Annotated in this window: 19 protein-coding genes; 10 read left to right on the top strand and 9 right to left on the bottom strand. The window is 45.8% G+C overall.

Translation table 11 applies throughout. From position 1 onward, the window contains the following. Window positions 1-8: 8 nt before the first annotated feature. The 4 genes from DYU05_RS11085 to DYU05_RS11070 all read right to left on the bottom strand — a co-directional run bounded on the left by DYU05_RS11085 (window position 9) and on the right by DYU05_RS11070 (window position 4,089). Window positions 9-503 (bottom strand): GNAT family N-acetyltransferase, encoded by a 495-nt coding sequence (locus DYU05_RS11085; protein WP_117383117.1) that lies wholly within the window; start codon window positions 501-503, stop codon window positions 9-11. Window positions 504-512: 9 nt separating this feature from the next. Further along, the gene (locus DYU05_RS11080; protein WP_117383116.1) at window positions 513-1,256 is read right to left on the bottom strand and encodes an ABC transporter ATP-binding protein; all 744 of its coding nucleotides are present in this window, start codon (window positions 1,254-1,256) and stop codon (window positions 513-515) included. A 1-nt stretch (window position 1,257) separates the two neighbouring features. Next, a complete protein-coding gene (locus tag DYU05_RS11075; RefSeq protein ID WP_117383115.1) occupies window positions 1,258-2,733 on the bottom strand; it encodes a DUF5687 family protein in 1,476 nt (491 codons plus the stop codon). 75 nt (window positions 2,734-2,808) lie between these two features. Then, window positions 2,809-4,089 (bottom strand): replication-associated recombination protein A, encoded by a 1,281-nt coding sequence (locus DYU05_RS11070; RefSeq protein ID WP_117383114.1) that lies wholly within the window; start codon window positions 4,087-4,089, stop codon window positions 2,809-2,811. Between the two features lie 65 nt (window positions 4,090-4,154). Between DYU05_RS11070 and DYU05_RS11065 the strand changes: the two genes are divergently transcribed. Beyond that, window positions 4,155-4,823 (top strand): DNA-3-methyladenine glycosylase family protein, encoded by a 669-nt coding sequence (locus DYU05_RS11065; protein WP_117383113.1) that lies wholly within the window; start codon window positions 4,155-4,157, stop codon window positions 4,821-4,823. A gap of 23 nt (window positions 4,824-4,846) precedes the next feature. Here DYU05_RS11065 and cphA read toward each other — a convergent pair whose 3' ends face one another. After that, complete coding sequence (gene cphA / locus DYU05_RS11060) at window positions 4,847-7,477, bottom strand: cyanophycin synthetase (RefSeq protein WP_117383112.1); 2,631 nt, start codon at window positions 7,475-7,477, stop codon at window positions 4,847-4,849. Window positions 7,478-7,642: 165 nt separating this feature from the next. On the opposite strand from cphA, the gene DYU05_RS11055 reads away from it, so the two are divergent. The 9 genes from DYU05_RS11055 to DYU05_RS11015 all read left to right on the top strand — a co-directional run bounded on the left by DYU05_RS11055 (window position 7,643) and on the right by DYU05_RS11015 (window position 16,563). Beyond that, window positions 7,643-8,560 carry a cyanophycinase gene (locus DYU05_RS11055; protein WP_117383111.1) on the top strand — a complete coding sequence of 306 codons (918 nt, stop codon included), beginning with the start codon at window positions 7,643-7,645 and terminating at the stop codon, window positions 8,558-8,560. Then, the gene (locus DYU05_RS11050; RefSeq protein ID WP_117383110.1) at window positions 8,557-9,399 is read left to right on the top strand and encodes an isoaspartyl peptidase/L-asparaginase; all 843 of its coding nucleotides are present in this window, start codon (window positions 8,557-8,559) and stop codon (window positions 9,397-9,399) included. Before DYU05_RS11055 ends, DYU05_RS11050 begins: the two co-directional genes overlap by 4 nt. 207 nt (window positions 9,400-9,606) lie before the next feature. Then, window positions 9,607-10,224 carry a tetratricopeptide repeat protein gene (locus DYU05_RS11045; protein ID WP_117383109.1) on the top strand — a complete coding sequence of 206 codons (618 nt, stop codon included), beginning with the start codon at window positions 9,607-9,609 and terminating at the stop codon, window positions 10,222-10,224. Window positions 10,225-10,328: 104 nt separating this feature from the next. Continuing rightward, window positions 10,329-11,183, top strand: a complete 855-nt coding sequence (locus tag DYU05_RS11040; protein ID WP_117383108.1) for an STAS domain-containing protein — start codon at window positions 10,329-10,331, stop codon at window positions 11,181-11,183. Window positions 11,184-11,198: 15 nt separating this feature from the next. Beyond that, complete coding sequence (locus DYU05_RS11035; protein WP_117383107.1) at window positions 11,199-11,609, top strand: STAS domain-containing protein; 411 nt, start codon at window positions 11,199-11,201, stop codon at window positions 11,607-11,609. Then, window positions 11,581-12,003, top strand: coding sequence for an anti-sigma regulatory factor (locus DYU05_RS11030; RefSeq protein ID WP_117383106.1), 423 nt, complete (start codon window positions 11,581-11,583; stop codon window positions 12,001-12,003). The genes DYU05_RS11035 and DYU05_RS11030 overlap by 29 nt, the downstream gene beginning before the upstream one ends. Beyond that, window positions 11,996-13,012, top strand: a complete 1,017-nt coding sequence (locus DYU05_RS11025) for an ATP-binding SpoIIE family protein phosphatase (protein ID WP_117383105.1) — start codon at window positions 11,996-11,998, stop codon at window positions 13,010-13,012. The genes DYU05_RS11030 and DYU05_RS11025 overlap by 8 nt, the downstream gene beginning before the upstream one ends. 1 nt (window position 13,013) lies before the next feature. Continuing rightward, window positions 13,014-14,204, top strand: coding sequence for a sensor histidine kinase (locus DYU05_RS11020; protein WP_117383104.1), 1,191 nt, complete (start codon window positions 13,014-13,016; stop codon window positions 14,202-14,204). A gap of 223 nt (window positions 14,205-14,427) precedes the next feature. Beyond that, window positions 14,428-16,563, top strand: coding sequence for a carboxy terminal-processing peptidase (locus DYU05_RS11015; protein ID WP_117383974.1), 2,136 nt, complete (start codon window positions 14,428-14,430; stop codon window positions 16,561-16,563). Between the two features lie 304 nt (window positions 16,564-16,867). Here the strand turns inward: DYU05_RS11015 and gldD are convergent, their stop codons facing one another. The 4 genes from gldD to DYU05_RS10995 form a co-directional block, all read right to left on the bottom strand. Further along, window positions 16,868-17,452, bottom strand: coding sequence for a gliding motility lipoprotein GldD (gene gldD / locus DYU05_RS11010; protein ID WP_449406640.1), 585 nt, complete (start codon window positions 17,450-17,452; stop codon window positions 16,868-16,870). Beyond that, window positions 17,452-18,243 (bottom strand): shikimate dehydrogenase family protein, encoded by a 792-nt coding sequence (locus DYU05_RS11005; protein WP_117383103.1) that lies wholly within the window; start codon window positions 18,241-18,243, stop codon window positions 17,452-17,454. Before DYU05_RS11005 ends, gldD begins: the two co-directional genes overlap by 1 nt. A gap of 95 nt (window positions 18,244-18,338) precedes the next feature. Then, window positions 18,339-20,543, bottom strand: coding sequence for a tetratricopeptide repeat-containing hybrid sensor histidine kinase/response regulator (locus DYU05_RS11000; RefSeq protein ID WP_117383102.1), 2,205 nt, complete (start codon window positions 20,541-20,543; stop codon window positions 18,339-18,341). A gap of 414 nt (window positions 20,544-20,957) precedes the next feature. Beyond that, window positions 20,958-23,810 (bottom strand): hybrid sensor histidine kinase/response regulator transcription factor, encoded by a 2,853-nt coding sequence (locus tag DYU05_RS10995; RefSeq protein WP_117383101.1) that lies wholly within the window; start codon window positions 23,808-23,810, stop codon window positions 20,958-20,960. Window positions 23,811-23,894: the final 84 nt, after the last annotated feature.

Raw genomic sequence — 23,894 nt, 5'->3', positions numbered from 1 at the left:
TAGCTTACCTATAAGGCCTTTCGCATTACGTAATCGTTCATCCAGTAGTCACCTATCGGGATGTCTTCCTCATAAGCTATTTCAAAGCCCATCTTTTCATAAAAGCTTTTGGCCTTATTGTACCGGTTCACATTTAGTTCCAGTGTGTTCTTGCCGGCTTCCCTGGTCTTTTCAGCTACGGTATCTATTAGTATTTTACCGTAACCTTTTCCTTGTGTCGAGGGCAGGCAATAAAGCTTGTGCAGTTTATATACGTCAGGGTTTTCTTCTCTTGGAGAGTATGCAGCAAAGGCAACCGGCTCATCCTCTTCGGTAAGCAAAAGAAATGTTTGTGCCCCGCTGTTTACCTGGCTGTAAATCTTGCCGTATGAATAAAGCTCATTAAGCATGTATGATACCTGTTCTTTGCCCAGCAGCGGTTCATAAGTGGGCCACCAGGTTTGTTCTGCTATTTTAATGATACCCTCTACGTCGTTAACGGTCGCTTCTCTTATCAAATACATAGTTCTGCCTTAGTGGTTCTCCTCGTTGTCAATGCCCGTGTTGGTAGAGGTTGTCTGCCCGACACCGAAGTATTCTTCAAGCTCTGATAGGGTGGACGAGCTGGTAGCAATATCTTTTATGATTACGCCCTTTTCCATCAGCAAAATACGTTCACATACATCGGTAACATGGTTAAGGTCATGGCTGGATACAATAGTGGTAACACCCAGGTTTTTGTTTTCCGTTTTCAGGATGTTCTTTAGCCTGAATTGCGTGCTGGGATCAATGTTGGCAAAGGGCTCATCCAGCATTAACAACTGCGGCCTTTGCAGTAAGCAGGCACCAACCCCAACTTTGCACTGGTTACCCTTGCTCAGGTCGCGGATGTACTTGCCTTTTTTCAGGATCTCGCCGTTAAAGAATTCCGTTAGAGAGGCTAAATACTCGTCTACCTGTGGTTTATTCCTTCCGTGCAGGCCCCCAATGAAATACAGGTACTCTTCGGGTGTAAGGTAATCAATTAGAAAGCCCTCATCCAGGTAAGATGCCGTATAGTTTTTCCACTCCTCGGCACCCGATACATTTTTACCGTTTGATAGCACCTCTCCGCTTTCCGGGCGTATAAGGTCCAGTATCATACGGAACAGCGTTGTTTTGCCCGCGCCGTTGTTACCTACCAGCCCTATGCTTTCTCCGCTTTTAATTTCCAGGTGCGGAACGTTCACAACGGTAACGCCTGCATAAACCTTTTTTAAGTTTTTAATCTCTATCATCTTATTGCTTTCTAAAGCCTTCGGCTATTTTAAATCGTTTGGTATAAAAATCAGCTTCCAGTTTTTTGATCCAGAAGTTGCGGGTGGCGATAAAAACAATACCCGTTAACGCCAGCGCGGCAAAACCTATGTTGGGCTGACCTAGAAATTTGAACGGCAGGTAAACTAAATAGGGCAGTAACATTAGCGGCAGCGACAACAGCAGCTGTGTAGCGCCAACGCCCTCCCAGTTAAAGGAGGCGCCTTTAGACAAGTCGATACGTTTATAGTTGCGATTGGCGAAGAATAACACAATGGTGGTGTTAACGCCAAGGTTCCACAGGTACATAATAAAATGTATCATAACCACCCGCCATCCAAAGTATACATAGGGTACAGTTAACAGGAAAGCCACTGTAGAAACAATTGTGAATAACAGGTACTTACCCTTTAGGAAATCTGTAAAACTGATCTTGCTCACCAGCAAACCATCAAAATGCGATGCTTGCCAGCTAAACATAAACTGGCCATAGTTGATTATGAAGATACCCGTCATGAACATCCCTACAAACACCTTTATACTTTCACCATAAATAGCCTGCGTATAAAATATTAATCCGTAGAACATAAAAAAGAGCCCCATAGTAAGCGCGGAACGGGAGCGCTTGTTGCGGAGTATCAGTTTTATCTCATTAGCAGCAAGGTCACCTGCGCGGCCATATCGGCTAAGCAAAGGTATCTCAGTGCTGCTTTTGTAAGCTGAAGCTTTGCGGGAGCCGAGTTCTTCCAGGTAAAGATTGCCTTTGAGGTATACAAAGTTCACGTAATACATTACCGCAGCAAGCAAAACAGGTATTAACACCAGGTAAGGCCTGGTAAGCAGGTTGCCAAAAAATAGGTAAGATGCCGCCTTTAGCGAATACAAATGCCATACGTAATCGCCGCAGGTTATCAGGGTAAGTACTGCACCCGCTATCAGGAACACCCAGCCATTTAGGTTAGCCTTACGCTTAATGTACATGGCCAGGTAGTTGTTAAATACCGATAGTGCTATCACCGAAAGGATAAACGCCAAAGCCGCTCCGGCGCCATGCGCAGGCAAAATAACCTTAAGTATAAACGGCGTGAAAATGATGATTGGCCAAAGGTTGAAAAATGACAGCAATGCGGTAAGCGCAAGATAGCCCACTACCGTATTTCGTTTCACAGGAAGATGCAGATAGGGCTGCACTTTAAGTGTAGGCAGCTCCTGCAGTTGCAGCCGCATGAGCAATTCGAACAGAAAGTACACCAGTATAATGCCGCAAAAAACCACTGTGAGGTTTTCTTTAGGGAACATCTTACCGAGGATCATGTCCAAGAAGATGCCAAAAACCACTACATAAAGCAGCAGGATGAGTATAAGGATACCCATTATCACTTTAACAGCAATGGTTTTGCCGGTATTTGAAGAACGCCAGAAGGACTTTAGTTCGTGACTGAAAAAGGTAGATATCATATTGAGGATTTCAAATGCTACGGAAGATAACAATTTAAAAGAAGCAGAAGGAAAGAATTTAGAATAGAGAGTCGGCTAATACTTATAACGGTCGCCCCAAAGTTTCTTTAAACGTTCTTTTGACTCATTTTCCCGTCCGTTGTTACCGGGTTCATAAATTTTAGTTCCGCGGATAGCTTCCGGCAAAAAGTCCTGGTTTACAAAGTTTCCTTCAAAGTTGTGGGCGTACTGGTAATTTTTACCATAGCCTATGTTCTTCATTAGTTTTGTTGGTGCATTGCGTAAGTGCAGCGGAACGGGCAGGTCTCCTGTTTGCTTGACCAGCGACATGGCTGTCCCTATAGCCGTGGTAGCCGAATTACTTTTAGCGGACGTTGCCAGATAAATAACGGTTTGGGAGAGAATAAGCTGCGACTCGGGCATGCCAATTACCTGTACGGCGTTAAAGCAGCTTTGGGCCAGTAGTAAGGCGTTCGGGTTGGCGTTACCTATATCTTCCGATGCGAGTATAAGCATACGGCGGGCTATAAAAATAGGGTCCTCCCCGCCCGCTATCATTCGCGCCAGCCAGTATACGGCCCCATTTGGGTCGCTGCCGCGCATTGACTTAATGAAAGCGGATATGATGTCGTAATGCTGCTCGCCAGTTTTGTCATAAAGGGCCATGTTCTGCTGCACATGGTCCAGTACCACGTCGTTGGTGAGCGTGATGCTCTTCTTATCAAACGAGTTCACCAGCAGCTCAAATATATTAAGCAGCTTTCTGGCATCACCGCCGCTTAACCGCAACAGTGCTTCATGCTCTTTGATGTTGATCTTCCTTTGCTTTAAAACCTCATCTTCCAAAGCAGCCTTTGTCAGCAGATCCAGCAAGTCCTGCTCTTCCAGATGCTTTAAGATGTATACCTGGCATCGCGACAATAATGCGGAGATCACCTCGAATGACGGGTTTTCGGTAGTAGCGCCAATAAGGGTAACTATGCCACGCTCCACCGCTCCCAGCAGCGAGTCCTGCTGCGATTTGGAGAAGCGGTGAATCTCATCAATAAACAATATGGGTAACACTTCGCCCTGCTCCCTTAACACCGACGCTTTTTCAATTACCTCACGCACATCTTTAACCCCGGAATTGATGGCGCTTAAAGAAAAGAACGGACGATAAAGCGATTGAGAAATGATATAGGCTAACGTGGTTTTGCCTACTCCCGGTGGTCCCCAAAATATCATAGAAGGCAGCGAGCCGCTTTCAATAGCTTTACGCAGTACGGCGCCTTTACCTACCAGGTGTTTTTGACCCACATAATCGTCCAGCGATTTTGGTCGCATGCGTTCGGCTAATGGCGGCAGGTTGTTCATGAAGTAAAAATGATAAATGGAAACGCGATATCCTAAGAAAATTAGTAATATTGATTAACCGACTTATGCCTCTGCAGTTTAACAAAGATAATTATTACTCCATCTGCGATCAGCTTGCCCTTGCTGACGCCGACTTTGCTTCGGTGATAAACAAGTACGGTTATCCGCCGATGTGGAGCCGAGCAAACACCTTCGAAACGCTTGTGCATATTATCCTGGAGCAGCAGGTGTCATTGGCATCAGCGCTTTCTGCCCTTAATAAACTGCGCGAGCGGATACAGGAAATAACCCCGGCGCAGGTGCTGCTGCTAACCGATACAGAAATGCGCGAATGTTATTGCAGCAGGCAAAAAACCGCTTACATACGCTATTTAGCGGAAGCAATCATCAGCGGGCAAATTGACCTAAAAGCATTTGAGCAGATGGAAGATGAAGCCATACGTACACAATTGTGCGCGTTAAAGGGCATCGGCAACTGGACTGTTGACGTTTACCTGATGTTTGTATTGCAGCATACGGATATACTGCCCCTGGGCGACCTTGCTATTGTGAACGCAATTAAACAGCTTAAGGCGCTACCAAAGGAAACAACGAAGGAAGAACTGCTGCTGATTGCTGAACCGTGGAAGCCATACCGCACAGTAGCCAGTATGCTGTTATGGCATTATTATCTCTCCGTTCCGCGTAGCCGTAAAGCAGCTGAAAATAAAAAAGCTCCTGTAAAGGAGCTTTAATAAGGTATATTCATAAATGCCACTTACAGCAATGGGTTGCCATCCCTGTCCTTCTCCTGGAAGTTTTGTACTATTTCAATAGCGTTATCTACCGCGTCGCTTAATGTGGTTATAAAAGCACCCGGCCTGGCACGATCGATAGCTGCCTGTACAGCGTCTTCATTATTACCTCGTATGATCTCGTAAGACATATCCGCTTTTACTTCTTTAATGCCTTCTATCATCAGGTCCAGTATGTTCTCCCGTGTGCGGCCGCGCATATGGTTTTCCTGGCGCAGCAGTATGTGGTCGAACATGGTAGCAGCCAGGCGGCCAAGTTCGCGTATGTCATCATCCCTGCGGTCGCCGGTACCTGCAATCAAGCCAATTTTATAAGGAGAGTCTACATGGCGTAAAAACTCCCGTATGCCAATGTATCCGTCGGGGTTATGAGCAAAGTCTATCATGAAACGGAAGTCGCGGAAGTTAAAGATGTTCATCCTTCCAGGCGTTTGCGCAGCAGATGGGATAAACGTTTCCAGCGCAATCTTGATATCTTCTGTTTTGAAGCCCCACAGGAAGGTAGCCAGTGTTGCAGCCATGGCGTTGTCTATCATGAACGGTACCGTTCCGCCAAATGTTAGCGGGATAAGACTGGTACGTTGTACCCGGATCTTCCAGTCGCCTTTAAGGATGGTAATAAAGCCGTTCTCGCACACGCACGCTATGCCGCCTTTTTTACAGTGTGCCTGTATAACGGGGTTGTTTTCATTTCGGCTGAAGTAAGCAATGTTACAATCAGCCCTTTTACCTGCACGTACGCAGTACTCGTTATCGGCATTCAGCACCCCCCAGCCATCTTTCTTTACGGAGTTAAGTACCACACTTTTTACCCGGGTAAGGTCGTCCAGGTTGTGTATGTCCGCAAGGCCAAGGTGGTCTTCCTGTATATTAGTGATAACACCTATATCGCAACTGCTGAAACCCAGTCCGGACCGCAGGATACCGCCACGGGCTGTCTCCAGTACAGCAAAGTCTACTGTTGGATCTTTCAATATAAATTCGGTGCTCACCGGGCCTGTTGTATCGCCCTTCATCATCATGGTATTTTGCACATAAATACCGTCTGACGTGGTGTAGCCCACCCGGTGTCCGTTATTTTTTACAATATGCGCTATAAGGCGCGTAGTGGTTGTTTTGCCGTTTGTGCCTGTGATAGCAATAATAGGTATGCGCGACGGCGCACCCGGAGGGTAAAGCATGTCTATAACATGCCCGGCTACGTTGCGGGGCAAGCCTTCGCTTGGTGCTATGTGCATCCTGAAGCCGGGTGCAGCGTTCACTTCTAATATTACACCTCCGTTCTCGGTTAGCGGCTCGGTCAGGTTTTCGGCCATTATGTCTATGCCGCAAATATCTAAACCTATAATTTTAGAGATACGTTCACAAATGAAAACATTCTGCGGATGCACGTGATCCGTAACATCGACAGATGTGCCGCCGGTGCTTAGGTTGGCGGTCGACTTTACAAACACTTTCTCTCCTGCTGCAGGTACGGTGTCCAGGGTATACCCCTTTTTATCTAACAGGTCAAGTGTGTCGCGGTCTACATCTATCAGCGTGAGCACATTCTCATGCCCGTAGCCACGACGAGGGTCGGTGTTCTCTATATCAATCAGTTCCTGTATGGTATGGGTACCGTCGCCTTTTACGTGGGCTGGGTCGCGCAGGGCAGCAGCAACCATTTTATTATCGATGACCAGCACACGGAAGTCGTAACCGGTAATAAAACGTTCTACAATAACGCGACGGGATATACGGGCCGCGTGTTCGTATGCCGCAATGGCCTCTTCGGTAGTTTTTATATTTATGCTGATGCCGCGGCCATGATTGCCGTCCAACGGCTTAAACACCAGCGGGAAACCAATTTTATTTATTGCTTCTACCACCTGCTCCACTTTGCTAATGGTCATACCTTTAGCAACGGGAATGGCCTGCTCTTGCAGCAGCCGTTTGGTTTCGTCTTTATTGCTGGCAATATCAACGGCTATGCTACTGGTCTTCTCGGTCATGGTAGCTCGGAAACGTACCTGGTTTTTGCCGTAACCCAGTTGCACCAGGCTCTGGTTGTTCAATCTTATCCAGGGTATGTTGCGGGCAATAGCTTCTTCAACGATAGCGCCGGTGCTTGGTCCCAGGCGGGTGTTCTCGCGTATCTCGCGCATTTCCTGTATATCTTTTTCCAGGTCATACTCTTCGCCAATTATAAGGGCTTCTGCTATGCGTACTGCAGAACCGGCGGCAAATACGCCCACCTTCTCCTCTACATAAGCAAACACTACATTGTATACGCCGGGCGTTTTGGTTTCGCGTGTACGGCCAAACCCGGTGTCCATACCTGCCAGTGTTTGTATTTCCAGGGCTATATGTTCTATAACGTGACCCATCCAGGTGCCGGCAATTACACGCTCAAAAAAGCCGCCCGGAACGCCGGGCGAACAGCGGTGCTGGTACAGAGAGGGAAGCAGCGCTTTAAGGCGCTCGTAAAAGCCATCAATTTCGTTTGTAGGCCTGTGCTCCAGCTCCTGAAGGTCAAGCCGCATTTGAATTAATTTCTTCCGGGAAATGCTCCAGATGTTAGGGCCGCGCAGTACTTGTATGTTCTCTATTTTCATAGGTGGGTAAAATCGTGTATGTAGTTAGGGGGGTAATACGTCCTAAAGCTAGAAAACTTCTAAAGCAGATAAAATGTTTCGGCCTAAAAACTGCATTATTATCATTTAAATCAGTGGTTTTTACCGTTTTTTATTTTAATTTGTATTGAACGATACTTAAGCTATATGAGCCCTAAAGGAAAACTGGTTATAATTGGCGGCGCTGTGGATATGGGCAGTAACGTGAGCGTGCTGGAACATATAATGCAGCCGCAATACATCAAATTTTTCGAAAAAGGCATACTTCGCCGCATTATCAATGAGTCGGCAAAGCAGGAGGCCTCTATAGTAGAGGTGATCACCACTGCCTCGCAGATCCCAAACTTAGTAGGTAACGAGTACATAAAAGCCTTCAACCAGCTTAACGTAAAGCACGTAGATGTGCTGCACATTAAAAGCAGGGAAGACGCCTCAAGTCCTGAGTATTTAGACCGCATCAGCCGCGCAGATGTGGTGATGTTCAGCGGCGGCGATCAGCTGCGCCTAACTGCAATATTTGGCGGCACCCAGTTCCTGCAGATAGTAAAACGGCGCTATAACGAAGAAAACTTTGTTATAGCCGGGACTTCCGCAGGCGCTGCCGCGGCATCTACCCATATGATCTATCGCGGGCAGAGCAATGAAGCCCTGATAAAAGGCGAAGTGCAGATAACAGCAGGCCTGGGCTTTATTGATTCCGTTATTGTTGATACGCACTTTGTGCAGCGCGGCCGTATAGGCCGGTTGCTTTATGCAGTAGCCACCAATCCGGGGATATTAGGTATTGGCCTTGGAGAGGATGCCGGTTTGCTGATTACCGAAGGCAGCATGATGGAGGCCATTGGCAGCGGATTGATTATGCTGGTTGATGGCACGAATATGGTAGAGACTAACATTTATGATGTAGAGATAGGTGCGCCGGTTTCCATTGAGAACCTGAAGGTGCATGTAATGTCCATATTTGATAAGTACGACCTGATGCAACATCGCCTGCTCATAAAAAAGGCAATTAAAGTAGAGGAAGGCGAGTTTATAACTGCGCCTGATAATAACGACCTGCAATGAAACTCATCATACACGGCGGCTTCTTCAGCGAAAGCCAAACCAACCAGGAAGTAAAAAAAGCCAAGCAGGATGCCTTGCGCGAAATTGTAGAGCTTGGGCACAAGTACCTGGAAACACATACAGCGGCACAAACCGTAGTTTACACCGTACACCTGCTGGAAGATTGCGATCTGTTTAATGCCGGCACCGGTTCGCAGATACAAAGCGACGGCAAAATACGCCTGAGCGCTTCGCTAATGGACGGAAAGACACAAAAGTTTTCGGGGGTGATAAATATTGAGGATGTACGCAACCCTATTTGCATTGCCGAAAAGCTGATGGGCTACGAAGACCGTGTGCTTAGCGGTAAAGGCGCATGCGATTTCGCCCGCGAGAACGGGTTTGACTATTACAACCCCGAAACGCCTCAGCGCAGGAAGGAATATGAGAAAAAACTTAGTGACTCCATCCGCCTGGGCACTGTTGGCGCTGTAGCACTGGACATATATGGCGATATTGCCGCCGCAACCTCTACCGGTGGTAAAGGGTTTGAGATGCCCGGCCGCGTGAGTGACTCCGCAACTACCGCCGGCAACTACGCCAATGCGTTTGCTGGAATATCCTGCACTGGTGTGGGCGAAGACATTGTAAGCGGCAGCGTGGCTACAAAAATTGTTACCCGTGTTACCGACGGTATGCCGCTTTTTGCTGCGACAGATAAAACCCTTGACGAAATGAAACCATACGACGGCTTTGCAGGGGTGATAGGAATTAGCAGCACAGGCGATATTTATCATGCCGATACACACCCGTACATGGTTTGGGCCCTGCACGATGGCGAAGTAGAGGTTTTTGAATAGCTTAAACTGTTCGCCTCTACGTAACATTCTCCCGCTTTTAGATTAAGCATCTAGTATACTAACAATGAAACTTTTACGTTTTCAGGAGCGTAAAACAAGATCGTTACATCTTAATATGCGGGCGATTAAATTTGTCTCTTGACAATGCAATATTTGTGCGTATCTTTACTTACCAGTTAATTTAACTATTCCCGGGCGAAAACATAGATGAGATACATACTTTTACTCCTCTTCTGCGCACTAAACCTTACTGCATCTGCACAATGGTGGCGCGGCGACTTCAAAAAACACCCGCGTTTGCCCTTAATTACAGCTCAACCAAAAAGCTATTCGGCAAAGCGTTTAATTAAGTCAACTACCAACATAAAGCTTCCGGGTTTCAAAATAGCGCGTTCTGCTTATAATCTAAACGTATGCGAGAACCTGGTGATGCGCGAAGCGCAGCACCATATGCGCTTCAGGGAATATGCAATGGCGAGTTACAACTTCAGCGACCTGGCTTTATTATATGTTCAGGAGAACCGCCTTTCCGAAGCTAAGTGGTATTTCCTGCAAAGCATCCTTATCTCCAAAAACCAAAGCGACAACCCACACACCATTAACAGCCTTATAAGCCTGGCCATGATAAAGGCTGACCTTGGCGACCTGGAGCAAGCACAGCAGGACCTTACAGAGGCCCGCAAAATTGCTGAGCTGGCCAACCGTACCGATGACGTCAAAAGGATTGACAGCAAGATCCGGTTTGTTCAGAGCAACAAAATCTGGCTCCCGAAAACTGACTTGCGCTATGCTGATAACGCGGAAGTAGTTGTTAAGACGAAGTAACCCGCTGCACTTTTTTTTATCCACTATTTCATAATACCCATAGGGCGGTGTTTGGTAATACGCAAAAATGTTGTACTATTACCATAAAATTTCAACAAAGCCCTATGCCTTTAGATATCTCTAAGCTTTTAAAAAAGAAACAAGCTGTTATACTGGAACGCTGGATGACTAACCAGATGGCCGACAATTCGATGCGTGAGGACCTTATGAGCAATGAGGATCTGCGCCAGGAGTCAGACGAGTTAATATCTGCACTTGTTAAAACTATCAACGATAATAATATCAACAACCCGGATTCTGATGATTTCGATCAGGTTATAGAGATATTGGGCGGAATTTCTATTTCCAGGTCCAGGCAAGGTTTTAGCCCTCGCGAGACAGGTTTGTTCATCATCAGTCTTAAAGAAGCCCTGTTGCAAGTACTTAGGGAAGAAGTTAAAGACCTTGCGCAATTTGTTGACCTTAGCCTGGCTATCTCGCGGCTGATGGATGGCTTTTCAATTATGACGTTTGAAACGTTCATAAAAGGCCGGGAAGAAGTTATCCTCCGCCAGACAGACGAGATCACCGAAATCTCCACCCCGGTGATACGTGTTTGGGACGGTATATTAGCCTTGCCTATAATAGGTACGCTGGACAGTGCCCGCACGCAGGTGGTGATGGAAAGCCTCCTTACCGAAATTGTAGAATCGAGCAGCAGTGTTGCTATATTAGATATTAGTGGTGTCCCTACAGTTGACTCGCTGGTGGCACAGCATCTTTTAAAAACAGTAAGTGCAACCCGCCTGATGGGTGCCGAATGTATAATAAGCGGTATACGGCCGGAAATTGCGCAAACCATTGTGCACCTGGGGATAGACCTGTCAGACATTGTTACCAAGGCAAGCCTGGCCAGCGCGTTGCAGTATGCTTTCAGGACAATGAGATTAGAGGTACGTAAAAACGCTGCAAAGCTGTAATCAATTTTATCTGCTATGGATAGAATTCCTATTTTAAGAATGGGCCAGTTTTTACTGGTAACTATACAGGTTGATCTGTATGACAGGCTTGCGCTTGACCTTGAGGCCGACCTCGTTAAGGCCGTGAGCAAAACCGGTGCCCGCGGAATCCTTATAGATATATCGGCGGTAAGTATCGTCGATTCTTTTATGGGCCGCATTATTGGCAACATAGGGGTTATGTCTAAGCTGCTGGATGCAGAAACGGTTGTTGTTGGCATGCAGCCGGCTGTTGCTATTACGCTTGTAGAACTTGGCCTGCCGTTAAAAGGGGTCTACACCGCTCTTAATGTCGAGCGCGGCATGGATCTATTGAAATCAAAGATTCAGTTTGAAGATGAAACAATAGACCAGGAAGATGATAACAGCGACGATCTCCCTGAATAAAGACACCGTTATTGTTCAGCGCGAACAGGACGTTGTGCTTTTTCGTAACCGGGTTAAGGAGTATGCAGTTAAAATTCGCATGGGCCTTGTCAATCAAACCAAACTTATTACTGCCGCCAGCGAACTGGTGCGCAATATGCTACGCTATGGCAATGGCGGGCAGGTGCTTATAGAGGTGGTTACAAGGGGGCGGGATAATGGTATACGTTTAACCTTTAAGGATCAGGGGCCGGGCATTGCAGATATTAGCATGGCTTTAAAAGACGGCTTTAGTACAGGAAAAAGCCTTGGCCTTGGCCTGCCCGGGGCTAAACGGCTGGTAAATGAATTTGATATTAAGAGCGAATTGGGTAAGGGTACAATAGTTACTATTTTAAAGTGGGCCAATGGTTGATGCCACGCACATTAGCTTTGATGTCTCAGACAGGAGCTACTACGCAATTCTGAAAAAAGCCGTACACGCGCTTGCGCTAAACGCCGCGTTCCCCGAGAAACGGATTGCCGAACTGGATATTATTGTAGCAGAGATAACCTCTAACCTGCATAAGTATGCCGACGGCGGTGAGATACTGCTTGCGCATTTTGCGGAGCAGGGTAAAGAGTTTATAGAGTTGATATGTATTGATAATGGCCCCGGGATAAACGATGTGAACAGGGTAATGGCCGACGGCTATTCTACCACAAACACAATGGGCCATGGGTTGGGTAGCATAAAACGCCTTTCGGACGAATTTGATATATATTCGCAAAAAGGTTGGGGTACCATTCTTTACAGCAGGGTTTATAAAACCGCGCCGCCCGCTAAAAACAGGATTAAGAATACGTTGTTGCTTTCGCCCATTGTAGTTTCCAAGCCGGGTGAAACCACCAGTGGCGATGGGTTTTCAATTAAAATAACGGAACAATATATAAAGCTGATGCTTGCTGATGGATTGGGGCATGGCCCTGAGGCTAATTTTGCCGTTAACGAAGCCGCTAAAGCTTTTAAGGTATGTCCGCTGCATTCCCCTACAGAGATCATCAGGTACCTGCATAGCTCGGTACGTAAAACACGTGGCATGGTGGCCACTATTGTAGTGGTTGATATAACCACCCGGAAGCTGAGCATAGCAGGGGTAGGTAATATATCAGCCAAGCTTTCCGGCCCTGCAATGTCAAAAAGCCACCTGGCATATAATGGCATAATCGGCCATAACGTGCCCAATACCATGAACGACCAGGTACTTGACCTGGCCGACTACAACCAGCTGGTGCTATGTTCTGACGGGATGCGCTCGCGGTGGGAAGTTAATAAATTACCAGCCATTGTCCGCAGCAGCATAACTGTACAGGCTGCCGCTATTTATAAAGATTTTGCACGCAGAACGGACGACATGTCTGTTGTTATTGCCAGATTTAATTGATATGACAGAACTTGTTTCTATCACCCTCGAGAACGAAATGGACCTTATACTCGCCTATAAGAGGTCTATCCGCATGGCTGAGCTACTGGGCCTCAGCATTTCAACACAAACAGCATTCTCTACCGCAGTATCTGAAGTTTGCCGCGAGGTTATAGATAAAGCCATACATGGGGTTGCGGTGCTGGGTACTACTACCGACACTGGGCGCTACTACATGGTAGCACAAATATCCGGCGTTGTTGAAGAAGATTTTAACAGGCACAACGAAGGTTTTGAATATGCCCGCAAACTGGTGCCGGTTTTAAATACCAGCATTAGCGGAGATCGCTTACAGGTTGAGCTGCGCCTATCTATACCCAGGCATACCAAGGTTGATGCACACAAGGTGCTACTTGTTAAAGAACAGTTTAAAAAAGAAGGCCCGATAAGTGCCTATGAAGAGGTTAAGCTGCAAAATGTAGTACTGCACCAGTTAAACCTGCAGCATGAAACCGCCTTAACAGAAGCAAGGTACCTGGACAGCCAAAAGAACGAGTTCCTGTCCGTTGTAAGCCATGAGATCAACTCACCGTTAACTATATTGCGTTCATTCGCGCAGCTTGCTGTGCGTGCAGATAAGGGGCAAAATGAAACCCTTACCAAATACCTGAAGAAAATAGATACACAAACCCTAAAGCTGAACAACCTGGTGCAGCAGCTATTAGACATAAGTAAGATAGAGAACGGCGAGATAATGTACAACCGTAAACCTACAGATCTGAACGAGTTTATCACAGAGCTTTCAGAATCGCTAACGGTGCTCATATCGTCGCACACGCTGGAGATATCCCTGGATAGTACGTGTAACGTATTTATTGATAAGCTCCGTTTTGAACAGGTGTTAAGTAACTTAGTAGGTAATGCAGCTAAATACTCGGTTGCTGGCAGCCCGGTTCGCCTTTACACCAGGAAAGAGCAAGGGGGAGTAACTGTTTGCGTGGAAGATAAGGGTATCGGGATGTCTGACGATACTATAGCTAATGTGTTTAACAAATTTTACAGGAGTGAAGGCGTGATACATAAGTACAGCGGATTAGGCATGGGCCTTTATATTACATCGCGCATTATTAATGATCATCAGGGAACGGTAAACGTCACCAGTAAAGAAGGGGAAGGCTCTTGCTTTTCGTTTACGCTTTCTGCACATAATTAATTGCCCGCCCGGGCGTTATGTAATTAATTGGCTAAACACATAGGTCTGTGTAACAATTGCGTAAAATGCCCGTCGTATTATAAAACAACACAAACATAATTGTAATATTGTTATTCAATATATTAGCGGGACGGCTGTGGCTGTCTCTTTTTTTATAAGCAAAATAAAACAGGCACAAGTATTGATGTTTAACCAGGGCCCAGATTTAATTACCGTAAAAGATATGTTTAAGAAATTTTATTTATTGGTGGTGTTAGGCGCCGCGCTTGCCTGTAACGCCTCTCCCTCAAAACCGGTACCTGCAAGAAAAGCAGGACCAAACGACCTGGTGCCTGATGCGCAGCAAAGCGTAATTATGCAAAAGGTAGCGGGCCTGGTATCTGGCTATAACTACAAAAAGGTAGAATTAAATGATTCCATCTCAGCGCTGATTTATACAGATTACCTAAAGAAGATAGACCCTAACCACAACTACTATCTCGCATCGGACGTTAAGGAATTTGAACAATACAAAACCGTGCTGGACGACGATATTAAAGCGGGCGACCTGAGCCACGTATTTTATATGTTCAACGTTTTCCAGAAACGCTACAACGAGTACGTGAACTTTTCTATAGCACAACTGGGTAAGGATTTTGATTTTGCTAAAAACGAAACCTTTACTTACGACCGTGAGAAACTGCCATTTGCCTCTTCGGAGTCGGAATTGCATAACCTTTGGGCGCAACGTGTAAAATACGACCTGCTTAACTTGAAACTTACCGGGAAAGACCTGGCGGCTAATAAGGTTACCCTTAAAAAGCGCTACACCAACATTTTGTCGCAATCGAATAAAATGAACAGCGGCGACGTTTTCCAGGTATTTATGGATTCGTTCACAGGCGCTATAGATCCGCATACCAATTACTTTATTCCTTCAGAAGCGGCCCGTTTCAATATTGATATGGCGCGCTCATTGGAAGGTATAGGCGCTACCCTGCAGTCTCAAAACGAATACGTAACCATTACCAGCATTGTACCGGGCGGCCCGGCTGATAAAAGCAAGCAACTTGCAGTTGATGACCGCATAGTTGGTGTTGCGCAAGGTAAAGCAGGCGAGTTTCAGGATATTATTGGCTGGAGGATAGAAAACGCGATAGCGCTTATCCGCGGTACAAAAGGTACTACCGTACGTTTGCAAATTTTGCCGAAAGGCGTAAATACCACTGCCAAACCAAGAATATTGGAATTGGTAAGGGAAAAGATCATCCTTAAGGATATATCTGCCAAGAAAGAGATCCGTACGTACAACCTTAATGGCAAACAGGTTAAAATAGGTATTATTAATGTACCCGCCTTTTATCTGGACTTTAACGATTACAAAAGCGGCAATCCCAATTATAAAAGTACCACCCGCGACGTTAGGCTGATATTAGACACCCTTAAACGCGAAGGCGTTGATGGTGTCGTGATGGATATGCGCCAAAATGGTGGCGGATCGCTTATGGAAGCCTCTGAGCTTACCGGCTTGTTCATTAAAACTGGACCGGTGGTGCAGGTGCGTGACCCACGTAACCAGGTAGAGGTAGAGAAAGACGACGATCCGGCAATTGCCTGGTCTGGTCCGCTTGCCGTATTGGTAGATCGTTTTAGTGCTTCTGCAACAGAGATATTCTCTGCCGCTATACAAGACTATGGCCGCGGCGTTATATTGGGTACCCAAACTTATGGTAAGGGTTCGGTACAGCGCATTATAGACCTTGATGAGGTGATCAGCCCATCACTTAAAGACCGTTTAGCTAAAATGATGGGTAAATCTACCACGGTGGCTACCGGCAGTCAAAACAAATTTGGGCAGCTTAACCTAACCATTGGTAAGTTCTATCGCGTTAGCGGTGGTTCTACGCAGCACAAAGGTGTAATGCCTGATATCACCTTCCCATCGGTTATCCCAATGGATAAATATGGTGAAGACACTGAGCCATCTGCAATGCCTTACGATGTGATCCCGAAAACAGATTACGCAAAGGTTGGCGACTTTACATCGGTACTGCCACAGCTAACTAAAATGCACGAGCAGCGCATGAGCACCAGCGCAAGCTTTAAATACCTGATGGAAGACATTGCCGAAATGAAAAAGCGCGATGCCGAGACTAGCGTAACGCTAAACGAGGCGCAGCTTAAACAACAACGTGATACGGATGAGAAGACCGCCTTTGAAAAGAGCAACCAGCGCCGTGTAGCATTGGGCTTGCCGCCATTAAAGAAAGGCGAAGCAAAACCGAAGAACGAAGACCTGGACTTCCTGAAGATTGAAGCAGGACAAATACTTACTGACTACATCACGCTTGACAACAAAGTATCGACCGTGATCAAGTAAAATAAATAACTTCAAAAAGAGCGGCTTTTCTAAAAAGAAAGCCGCTCTTTTTTTGTGTTCGCCGGAAGGTAAAATTTACCTGTAATAAATAGTATTGCTTGCAAATAAAAGTGAAATTTAGCTGTTTAATTGCTGCGGTTTTTAAAGGTTGCTGAATAGAAATCAGGTAAAAAACCGCCTTAATAGTGCTTTTTTCAAAGGTTTTCGCGAATGAAGATCAAGTGAAATAAAAGTGTTCAAAACGCATGGGCACAAAAAAAGCTGAACACTTTTGAACAGTGCGGCCCAAAGGGTTGGGTTTATTTTACTTCCACTTAAAGCTCCTGATCATCACATCCACGTCCTTCTTCAGGAAGGTTAATACAGGCTGTATCGAGTCCAGCCGCGGCTCGGAATTGAAGTAAAGGGCACCACGCAAATAATGCTTAGTACTGTCGGTAAGGAAGAACTGCGCGGATGAAGCTGCATTACCATCAATAGTATAGTAAATGCCATAAACCTTACGATCAGGGTAGGCAATGCGCGCCTCGTCTATAGAAGTTGCTTTTACTGTATGCTTAAAGCTGAGCTTATGGGCATCCTCCACCAACTCATTAAACTCCTGTTTGGATTTTATAGGCTCGTAGCTTAGGTGCAATGTGGCGTTGAAGTCTTTAAACTGGATGTTTTGCCAGCAGGGTTTAGCATCTTTAGCTTTGTTTGGTTCTATCTGCCCGTATTTAGGGTATTGGAACGTGAAGGGGCATCCTTGCTCATAAGCTATATAATCCTTTTTAGGGTAGTATATCCTGAAGAATCCACGCGGCTTTGGTGAGTAATCCGGTTCTCCCCCGCATGCACTAAGCAATAGTGCAGCAGCAAATGGCAATACATAACTCGTGAGCTTCATTATTCTTTTGAGTTCCATATTTCCCATGCTTTTTCGGCCTGTAGTACCAGCATCTCATAACCATTCTTGGTGGTCGCCTTGCGTTCGGCTCCCTTAGCCAGGAACATTGTTTCAGCGGGGTTATAAACAAGGTCATACAACAAATGGTCTGACCCAATTGCCTCGTAAGGTATTGGCGGGCACTCGTCTACATTAGGGTAAGTGCCCAGTGGCGTGGTGTTGATGATGAGTTTGTACTCGGATACCATATCAGCTGTAAGATCATGAAATAAAATATGGTCCTCAGCCGACTTACGCGTAACAGATTTAAACTTGATACCCTTATTTTCCAGTACACACTTTACGGCCCTTGCAGCGCCGCCGTCGCCAAGTATAAGCGCTTTATCATGATCGCCTGTCAGCAGCGGGCTTAACGAGCGTTCAAACCCATGTATGTCTGTGTTGTAACCTTCCAGGCGCAGGTCGTCTCCAAGTATACCCACTTCCCCTGAAAAAGCAACGGACACGGGACTTTGGCTTATTATGCGGATGCAGTTTACCGCGCCCGCTGTTTTCGCGTCGTGCTCTATCCAGTCCAGGTACGGCAGTACAGCTGTTTTATGCGGAATAGTAACATTTAGCCCGCAGAGCATCGGATTGCTTTTTAACAGTGGTGTTAAGTCTTTAAGTTGCTCTAATGGGTAAAGGTCATAAACCGTGTCCACGATCTTTTCATTGTCGAACTTTTCGGTAAAGTACTTTTTAGAAAAGGAGTGCGACAGCGGATAACCGATAAGTCCGTATTTTTTCATTTTTCCTGACTATAATGGCGTTCAATATTTCGCTTAGCTATTTAAAGCTAAAACGGTAATATTACCAACAAAGCATGAGGAATTATAATTTATTGTTAAACAGCCTGCGCTTGTAACAAGGCAGTATAAAGGCGGTCAATTTCTATAGGCTTGCGCAGGAAGCCGCTAAAATAATCTTTGTATTCAGAGTTTCCTTCAGCGGTAATATCTGCAGTAAGGGCAAAGACAGGTGTAGTATTATTGGGGTTCTGTTGCTGGCGAATTTGCTCTGTGGCATCGAAACCGTTCATTTCGGGCATGTGAATATCCATCAAAATAAAGTCGAACACTTTTCGTCCGGCTTTCTCTACAGCTTCTAAGCCGTTAACAGCATGTTCAGATTCTATCCCCCAGTTGCTAAGCAGCTTGCGGGCCACCATGGCGTTTATCATGTTATCTTCGGCCAACAGTACAGTTTTTCCTTTTAACCCCTCGGTGTTCATGGGCTTTAACCTGCCGGGAATCTGGGCCCGTTTCAACGTGATCTCGAAAGAAAGTTCAGAGCCCTCGCCAACCTTGCTTTTTACGTTAACGGTGCTGTTGTATAACGCAGTAAGCTTTTTAACAATGGCCAGCCCAAGCCCTGATCCGCCGTGCTTGCGGGTGGTAATAGCTTTAGGCTGAGAAAAACTTTCAAATATCTCATCAAAGTATTCCTCGGGTATGCCTGTGCCCGTATCTGCAACTACGAAATGGATGGTGTCAGTATCGCCTGTCGTTTGTGTCTTCTTTACCTGCAGTGTTACTTGGCCACGGTCGGTATATTTAACAGCATTGCTGATAAGGTTGCTTAAAATCTGCGACAATTTCGTTTCGTCAAGTTCATAGCATTCTGCCAGGGATGCATCTGCATCCAGCACTAACTCTATCCCTTTTCGTTGAGCAAGGGCCCGATATGTTTTTACAACATGTTCCATCAGCTCTGTAAACATACATGCCCGGTTGTCTATCTCTACTTTGCCGGAGTCCAGCTTGGTGAAGTCCAGTATGTCATTTATTACCAGCAGTAAGTTGTTGGATGCTGCCTTTAGCGACTCCATCAATTCGCTGTCGTAAGCGGAGCGCGCTGTAATCATAGAGGTGATAGTAGTTACTGCGTTTAGCGGTGTACGTATCTCGTGACTCATGGTAGAAAGGAACTCCTGCTTTATGCGGGCGGCTTCCTCCGCCCTTTTCTGCTTTTCAACAATGGCAGCTTTTTCTTTTTGGAGTTTCGCCTCTTTCTCCATGGACTCCATCTTCACAATCAGTTCATAGTTCTCAATAACTTTAAGCGTTTGGGTATTAATTACCGCTTCCTTCTGATGCAGGTAAAGTTCCAGGTACTCCAGCGACTTAGCGGTGTCGTTCTCCTGTTTGCTTATTTGGTACAGCAGGAAGTTGCATTTAAAACGGACTATAGCAATGTTGTACTGGTTACTAAAATCAAGGCCTTTTTGCAAGAATGCCTTTGCTTTGTCTAACCTGTTCATTGCTATATACAGCTCGCCCATTTTTTGGTAAGCCATACCCAATCCCAGCTTTTCGCCGGCATTAAGGTGTATTTCAATGGCGTTGCTAAAGTCCTGCTCGGCCTCATGCAGCCGACCGTTGAAGGTGTATATTTTGCCGCGTCCGTACAACGCAAAAGCCAGCCCGCGAATGTCGCCTGTTTTTGCTTTGATAGCAATGGAGTCTTGTATAATCCGAAGTGCTTTATCAGCTTTGCCTTGGTTAAGGTAAATGCCCGATAAGGGGTTATACGCGTTAGATACCAGGTTAAGATCCTTCACCTTCCTGGCTGCATCTATAGAAGCTTCGTAGGATTTGATTGCATTTTTTGGATCGCCAAAATATTCATAAATAGTACCCAACGATTTAAGCGTGCGCGCCTGGTTATGGTAGTCATTAAACTTACGGTAGATGCTAAGGCAGTCGAACAGGCAAATCAGCCCCAGGTGATAATTATCTGTCTTGTAATAAACACCTGCAATGCTGTACTTGGCGTCAGCAACACCTTGCTCATCCTGCAACTCTTCAAACAGTTTAATTGCTTCTTTAGCCATGTTTACCGAGCGCTTGTGCGCCCCTTGTATCATGTAAAAAAGAGAGAGAAGATTAAGGCTTTTGCCTGTAAGAGGTTTATCGCCTATCCTGCGGCTATGCTGTAGGGCCTGGTTTGCAAGCTTAACACTGTACTTAAGGTTGTGTATCCTGTTGCCATACGCCTCATCAAGCAACTGGTTGATAGTTTCTAAGTCTGAAGCGGGTGATGGGGTCATACCAGGTTTTAAACAAAACTAATATAGCTACTGTAAAGTTCAAAAGCTAATTGTTCGTATGCCTGTAAGTTGTAGCCGGATTTAGAACTTATAAAAGTTGCGGATGCAGTTTTGGCAATGATAGTGTTTTAAATTAAGCCAGGGTAAAAGTGTTTTTACCAATACACCTCTTTTTATACGCATGCAAGACTTCCTTCCGCATCTGGGGCACACTACGTTAAGGTCTTCGGCAGGAGTTGTTTTCATGGCAGGGGTTTGTTCATTATATATTAAGTTCATTGTGTAGGTTTTTAAACAAAATTAGAATAAACCATACGGGATATTCTGCCATATTGCTTAACAAAACCGCCATTAACATGAACAAAACTGCCTTGGCATATTATAAAACTGCCATTGTACAGGATAGGCCTGGAGTTATATTAGTTCTGACGCATCGCGGCCAAAATGCTCCTTATAGAGCTTGCTGAAATAAGCAGGGGTATCAAAACCTGCCGCATAGGCTATTTCCGCAACGGTGCGGTAACGGCCGCTCTCTATTGCCTCACGGGCTATCTGGAGGCGAATAGTGCGGATGTATTTGTTAGGGGTAAGGCCGGTGATGGCTTTTATACGCCTGAAAAGCTGGCGCTCGCTTATTGCCATTTCATAGCTTAGCATAGCCAGGTTGAGGTCTGTTTTGCCGATGAATTTTCTTACAGTATCCTCCAGTGTAGCCAACCATGCCATGTCCGAAGGCGACAGATCGCGTAGGGGCTCGGGGTCTGTTTGGGCACAAGCTACCGGTAAAACCAACAAAGAGTCTTCTTTCTGCTCGTCGGGCGCTGGTTTGTCGCGAAAAGCTGCATTATTTATAAGGTTAGCGGCACGTGCAAGCAACTCATCCCGCATAAAAGGTTTAGTAAGGTAATCATCTACCCCGGTGTGCAAGGCGCGCATTTTGCTTTTGCTATCAGCAAGTGCGGTGAGCATAATTACCGGTATTTTAAAGTATTTTGGGTGTGCTTTAAGGTGATCCAGCAAGGTAAAGCCATCCATACCGGGCATCATCACGTCGGAAATTATTAGATCAGGCAAGCGGTTAATGCTATCTAACGAAGACAGCGCACTAATGCCACTGTCCGCTGTAAGGACCTGATAATCCTGCCCGATAATTGAGATGATGTAATCTGCCATTTCCCGGTGGTCTTCTACCAGCAATATGGTGCTGCTTTCCGTAACAGGTAAAAAGGTTGTTTTTGCAATTATGCTTAATTGCTTGGCATCTTTCGGCGCTTTGTCTTGCTTTGTTGCGGCAACTATTGGTATCTCCGCTGTAAAAGTACTGCCCAATCCGTAGCTGCTTTCGACTTTGACAGTACCGCCCATCAACTCAGCAAACTCTTTCGCAATAGAAAGCCCTATACCGGTACCTCCTTCTGCAGGAGTGTTGCGGTTGCTTTGAAAATACCTGTCAAAAATATAAGGGACATCATCCGGGTGAATCCCGTCCCCATTATCATGTACGGTAAAGTTAACAAAGCCGTTTGTTGTTGTGGCTTTAACGTTAACAGCATGGCTCGCTGGGGTAAATTTTAGGGCATTGCTGATTAAATTGTTAGCTATCTTTTCGAACTTATCCCTGTCAATGGAGATCGTAAGGGCCCTATCAATATCACAGCTAAGCGAGTAGCTCACCTTCTTGTATTCGGCTGCCGAGGTAAAGCTCTGGAATATCAGCGTGATAAGTTCATGGATGTTAACCGTTGACGGTTTCAGTGTTATATTGCCCGACTCAATTTTACCCAAATCCAAAAGTTCGTTTACAATATCCAGCAGTTTCTTACCATTCCGCTGTATGGCAAGCAGGTTGCTTTTTTGTTGTTCAGGAACTACGTTATGGTTCAGTAGTTGCTCGGCCGGCCCCATAATTAATGTCAGGGGTGTTTTTAGTTCATGGCTAATGTTGGCAAGAAAGCGGTTTTTCATGGTATCCAACTGTGCCAGTTGCCGGTGTTCTTCGGCCAGGGCGGCCGCTTCGCGCTTTTTCCTGCCAGCAATCCATGTGTATACTATTGTTAAGATGACTAAAACTACAGATCCCAGCAGGATGATAAAGTTGCGCTGCTGTGTAAGCATGGTGTTGTTATGTGCGGCTACCAGCAGTTGTGTGTCTGCTTTATACCGTTTATCCAGGTCTGATGCGATGCGTTGCTGATCTTCAGATAGTAAGCTGTCGTTTAAATCTCTCGTCTTCTCGGAGTATTTTAAGGCCAACTTGTAGTTGCCTACACCTGTATAAGCCTCCGTTAACCGCCTGTAGGTTGATACCAGCATTAACCTGCTGCTGTTGGCTTCTGCCTGTGTGGCAAGTGCCCGTTCGCCATACTCAACTGCTTTTTTAAAATCTTTGCGGCCAATCTCTATGGTCATCAATTCCCGCAAATCGTGTTTTTGCAGTGATACAAAGTTGTTTTTTTTAGCAAGTTCGTAAGCGGCAAGGGTTATCTTCTCCGCTTCATTAAAACGGTTTTGGTCCTGGTAGAACATGCCCAGGTTGCCCATTATGTTCACTTTGGCAAACAAGTTCAGCTTGTCCTCAAAAGGCTTTTTTAACAAGGTTTCCAAGTAGTAAACAGCTTTACGAAGGTTTTCCGGGGGGAGATCGCTATTAGGTTTGGGGTTGTTTGAGTAGGCATTGGCAAGCATGCTTATCGCATTCACATACCGGATGGTGTCTTTTATCGCCAGGGATTCTTTCGCAGCCTGGTCGGCGTAGGCGATAGCATTAGCAGCATTTTTAACAGGACGGAAAAGGTCAGAGATACAGATCTTACAATCGACAACAAGCGCTTTCCACCCTGCTTGCTCGCTCTCTCTCAACACGGCGAAGGCAATTTTTAGTGCCTCCTTGCTGTTACCCTGACGGCTGTACATCCAGGCAATAAGCGTCCTGAGACGCACATAGGTTACGGAATCGCTTTTGGGTGCTACAACAGCACCTTGTTGCGCATATTTTAGCGCCTCTATTTCTTCGCCGGCCTTATAACATTTGTAAGATACGGCAGAAAGTATCCGCCCTTCCAACACTTTGTTATTTTGCTGCCGTGCCTTTTTAAGTAACGAATCGCCAAATAGTTTAATGTCTTTAACTTCGGTAAGGTCTTTAAGCCTTGAAAGAGGGTCGGCAGCCGCTGGTTGCTGCTGCGCCTGGCCGTAGAATGCCGCAAATAGCATCACGCAGGTTAAAACTGCTTTACTAAAGGTTAGGCGGCGGGTATAAGGGGACATACTTCCGCTAAAATAATTAATTATAAGATAGAAAGCCGCCCGATATTGTACAATAGTTAAATTAATCAGTCCGCGAATTAATCA

The organism is Mucilaginibacter terrenus, assembly GCF_003432065.1.
Classification (GTDB): Bacteria; Bacteroidota; Bacteroidia; order Sphingobacteriales; family Sphingobacteriaceae; genus Mucilaginibacter; species Mucilaginibacter terrenus.
This window is presented reverse-complemented; position numbering and strand designations above follow the sequence as displayed.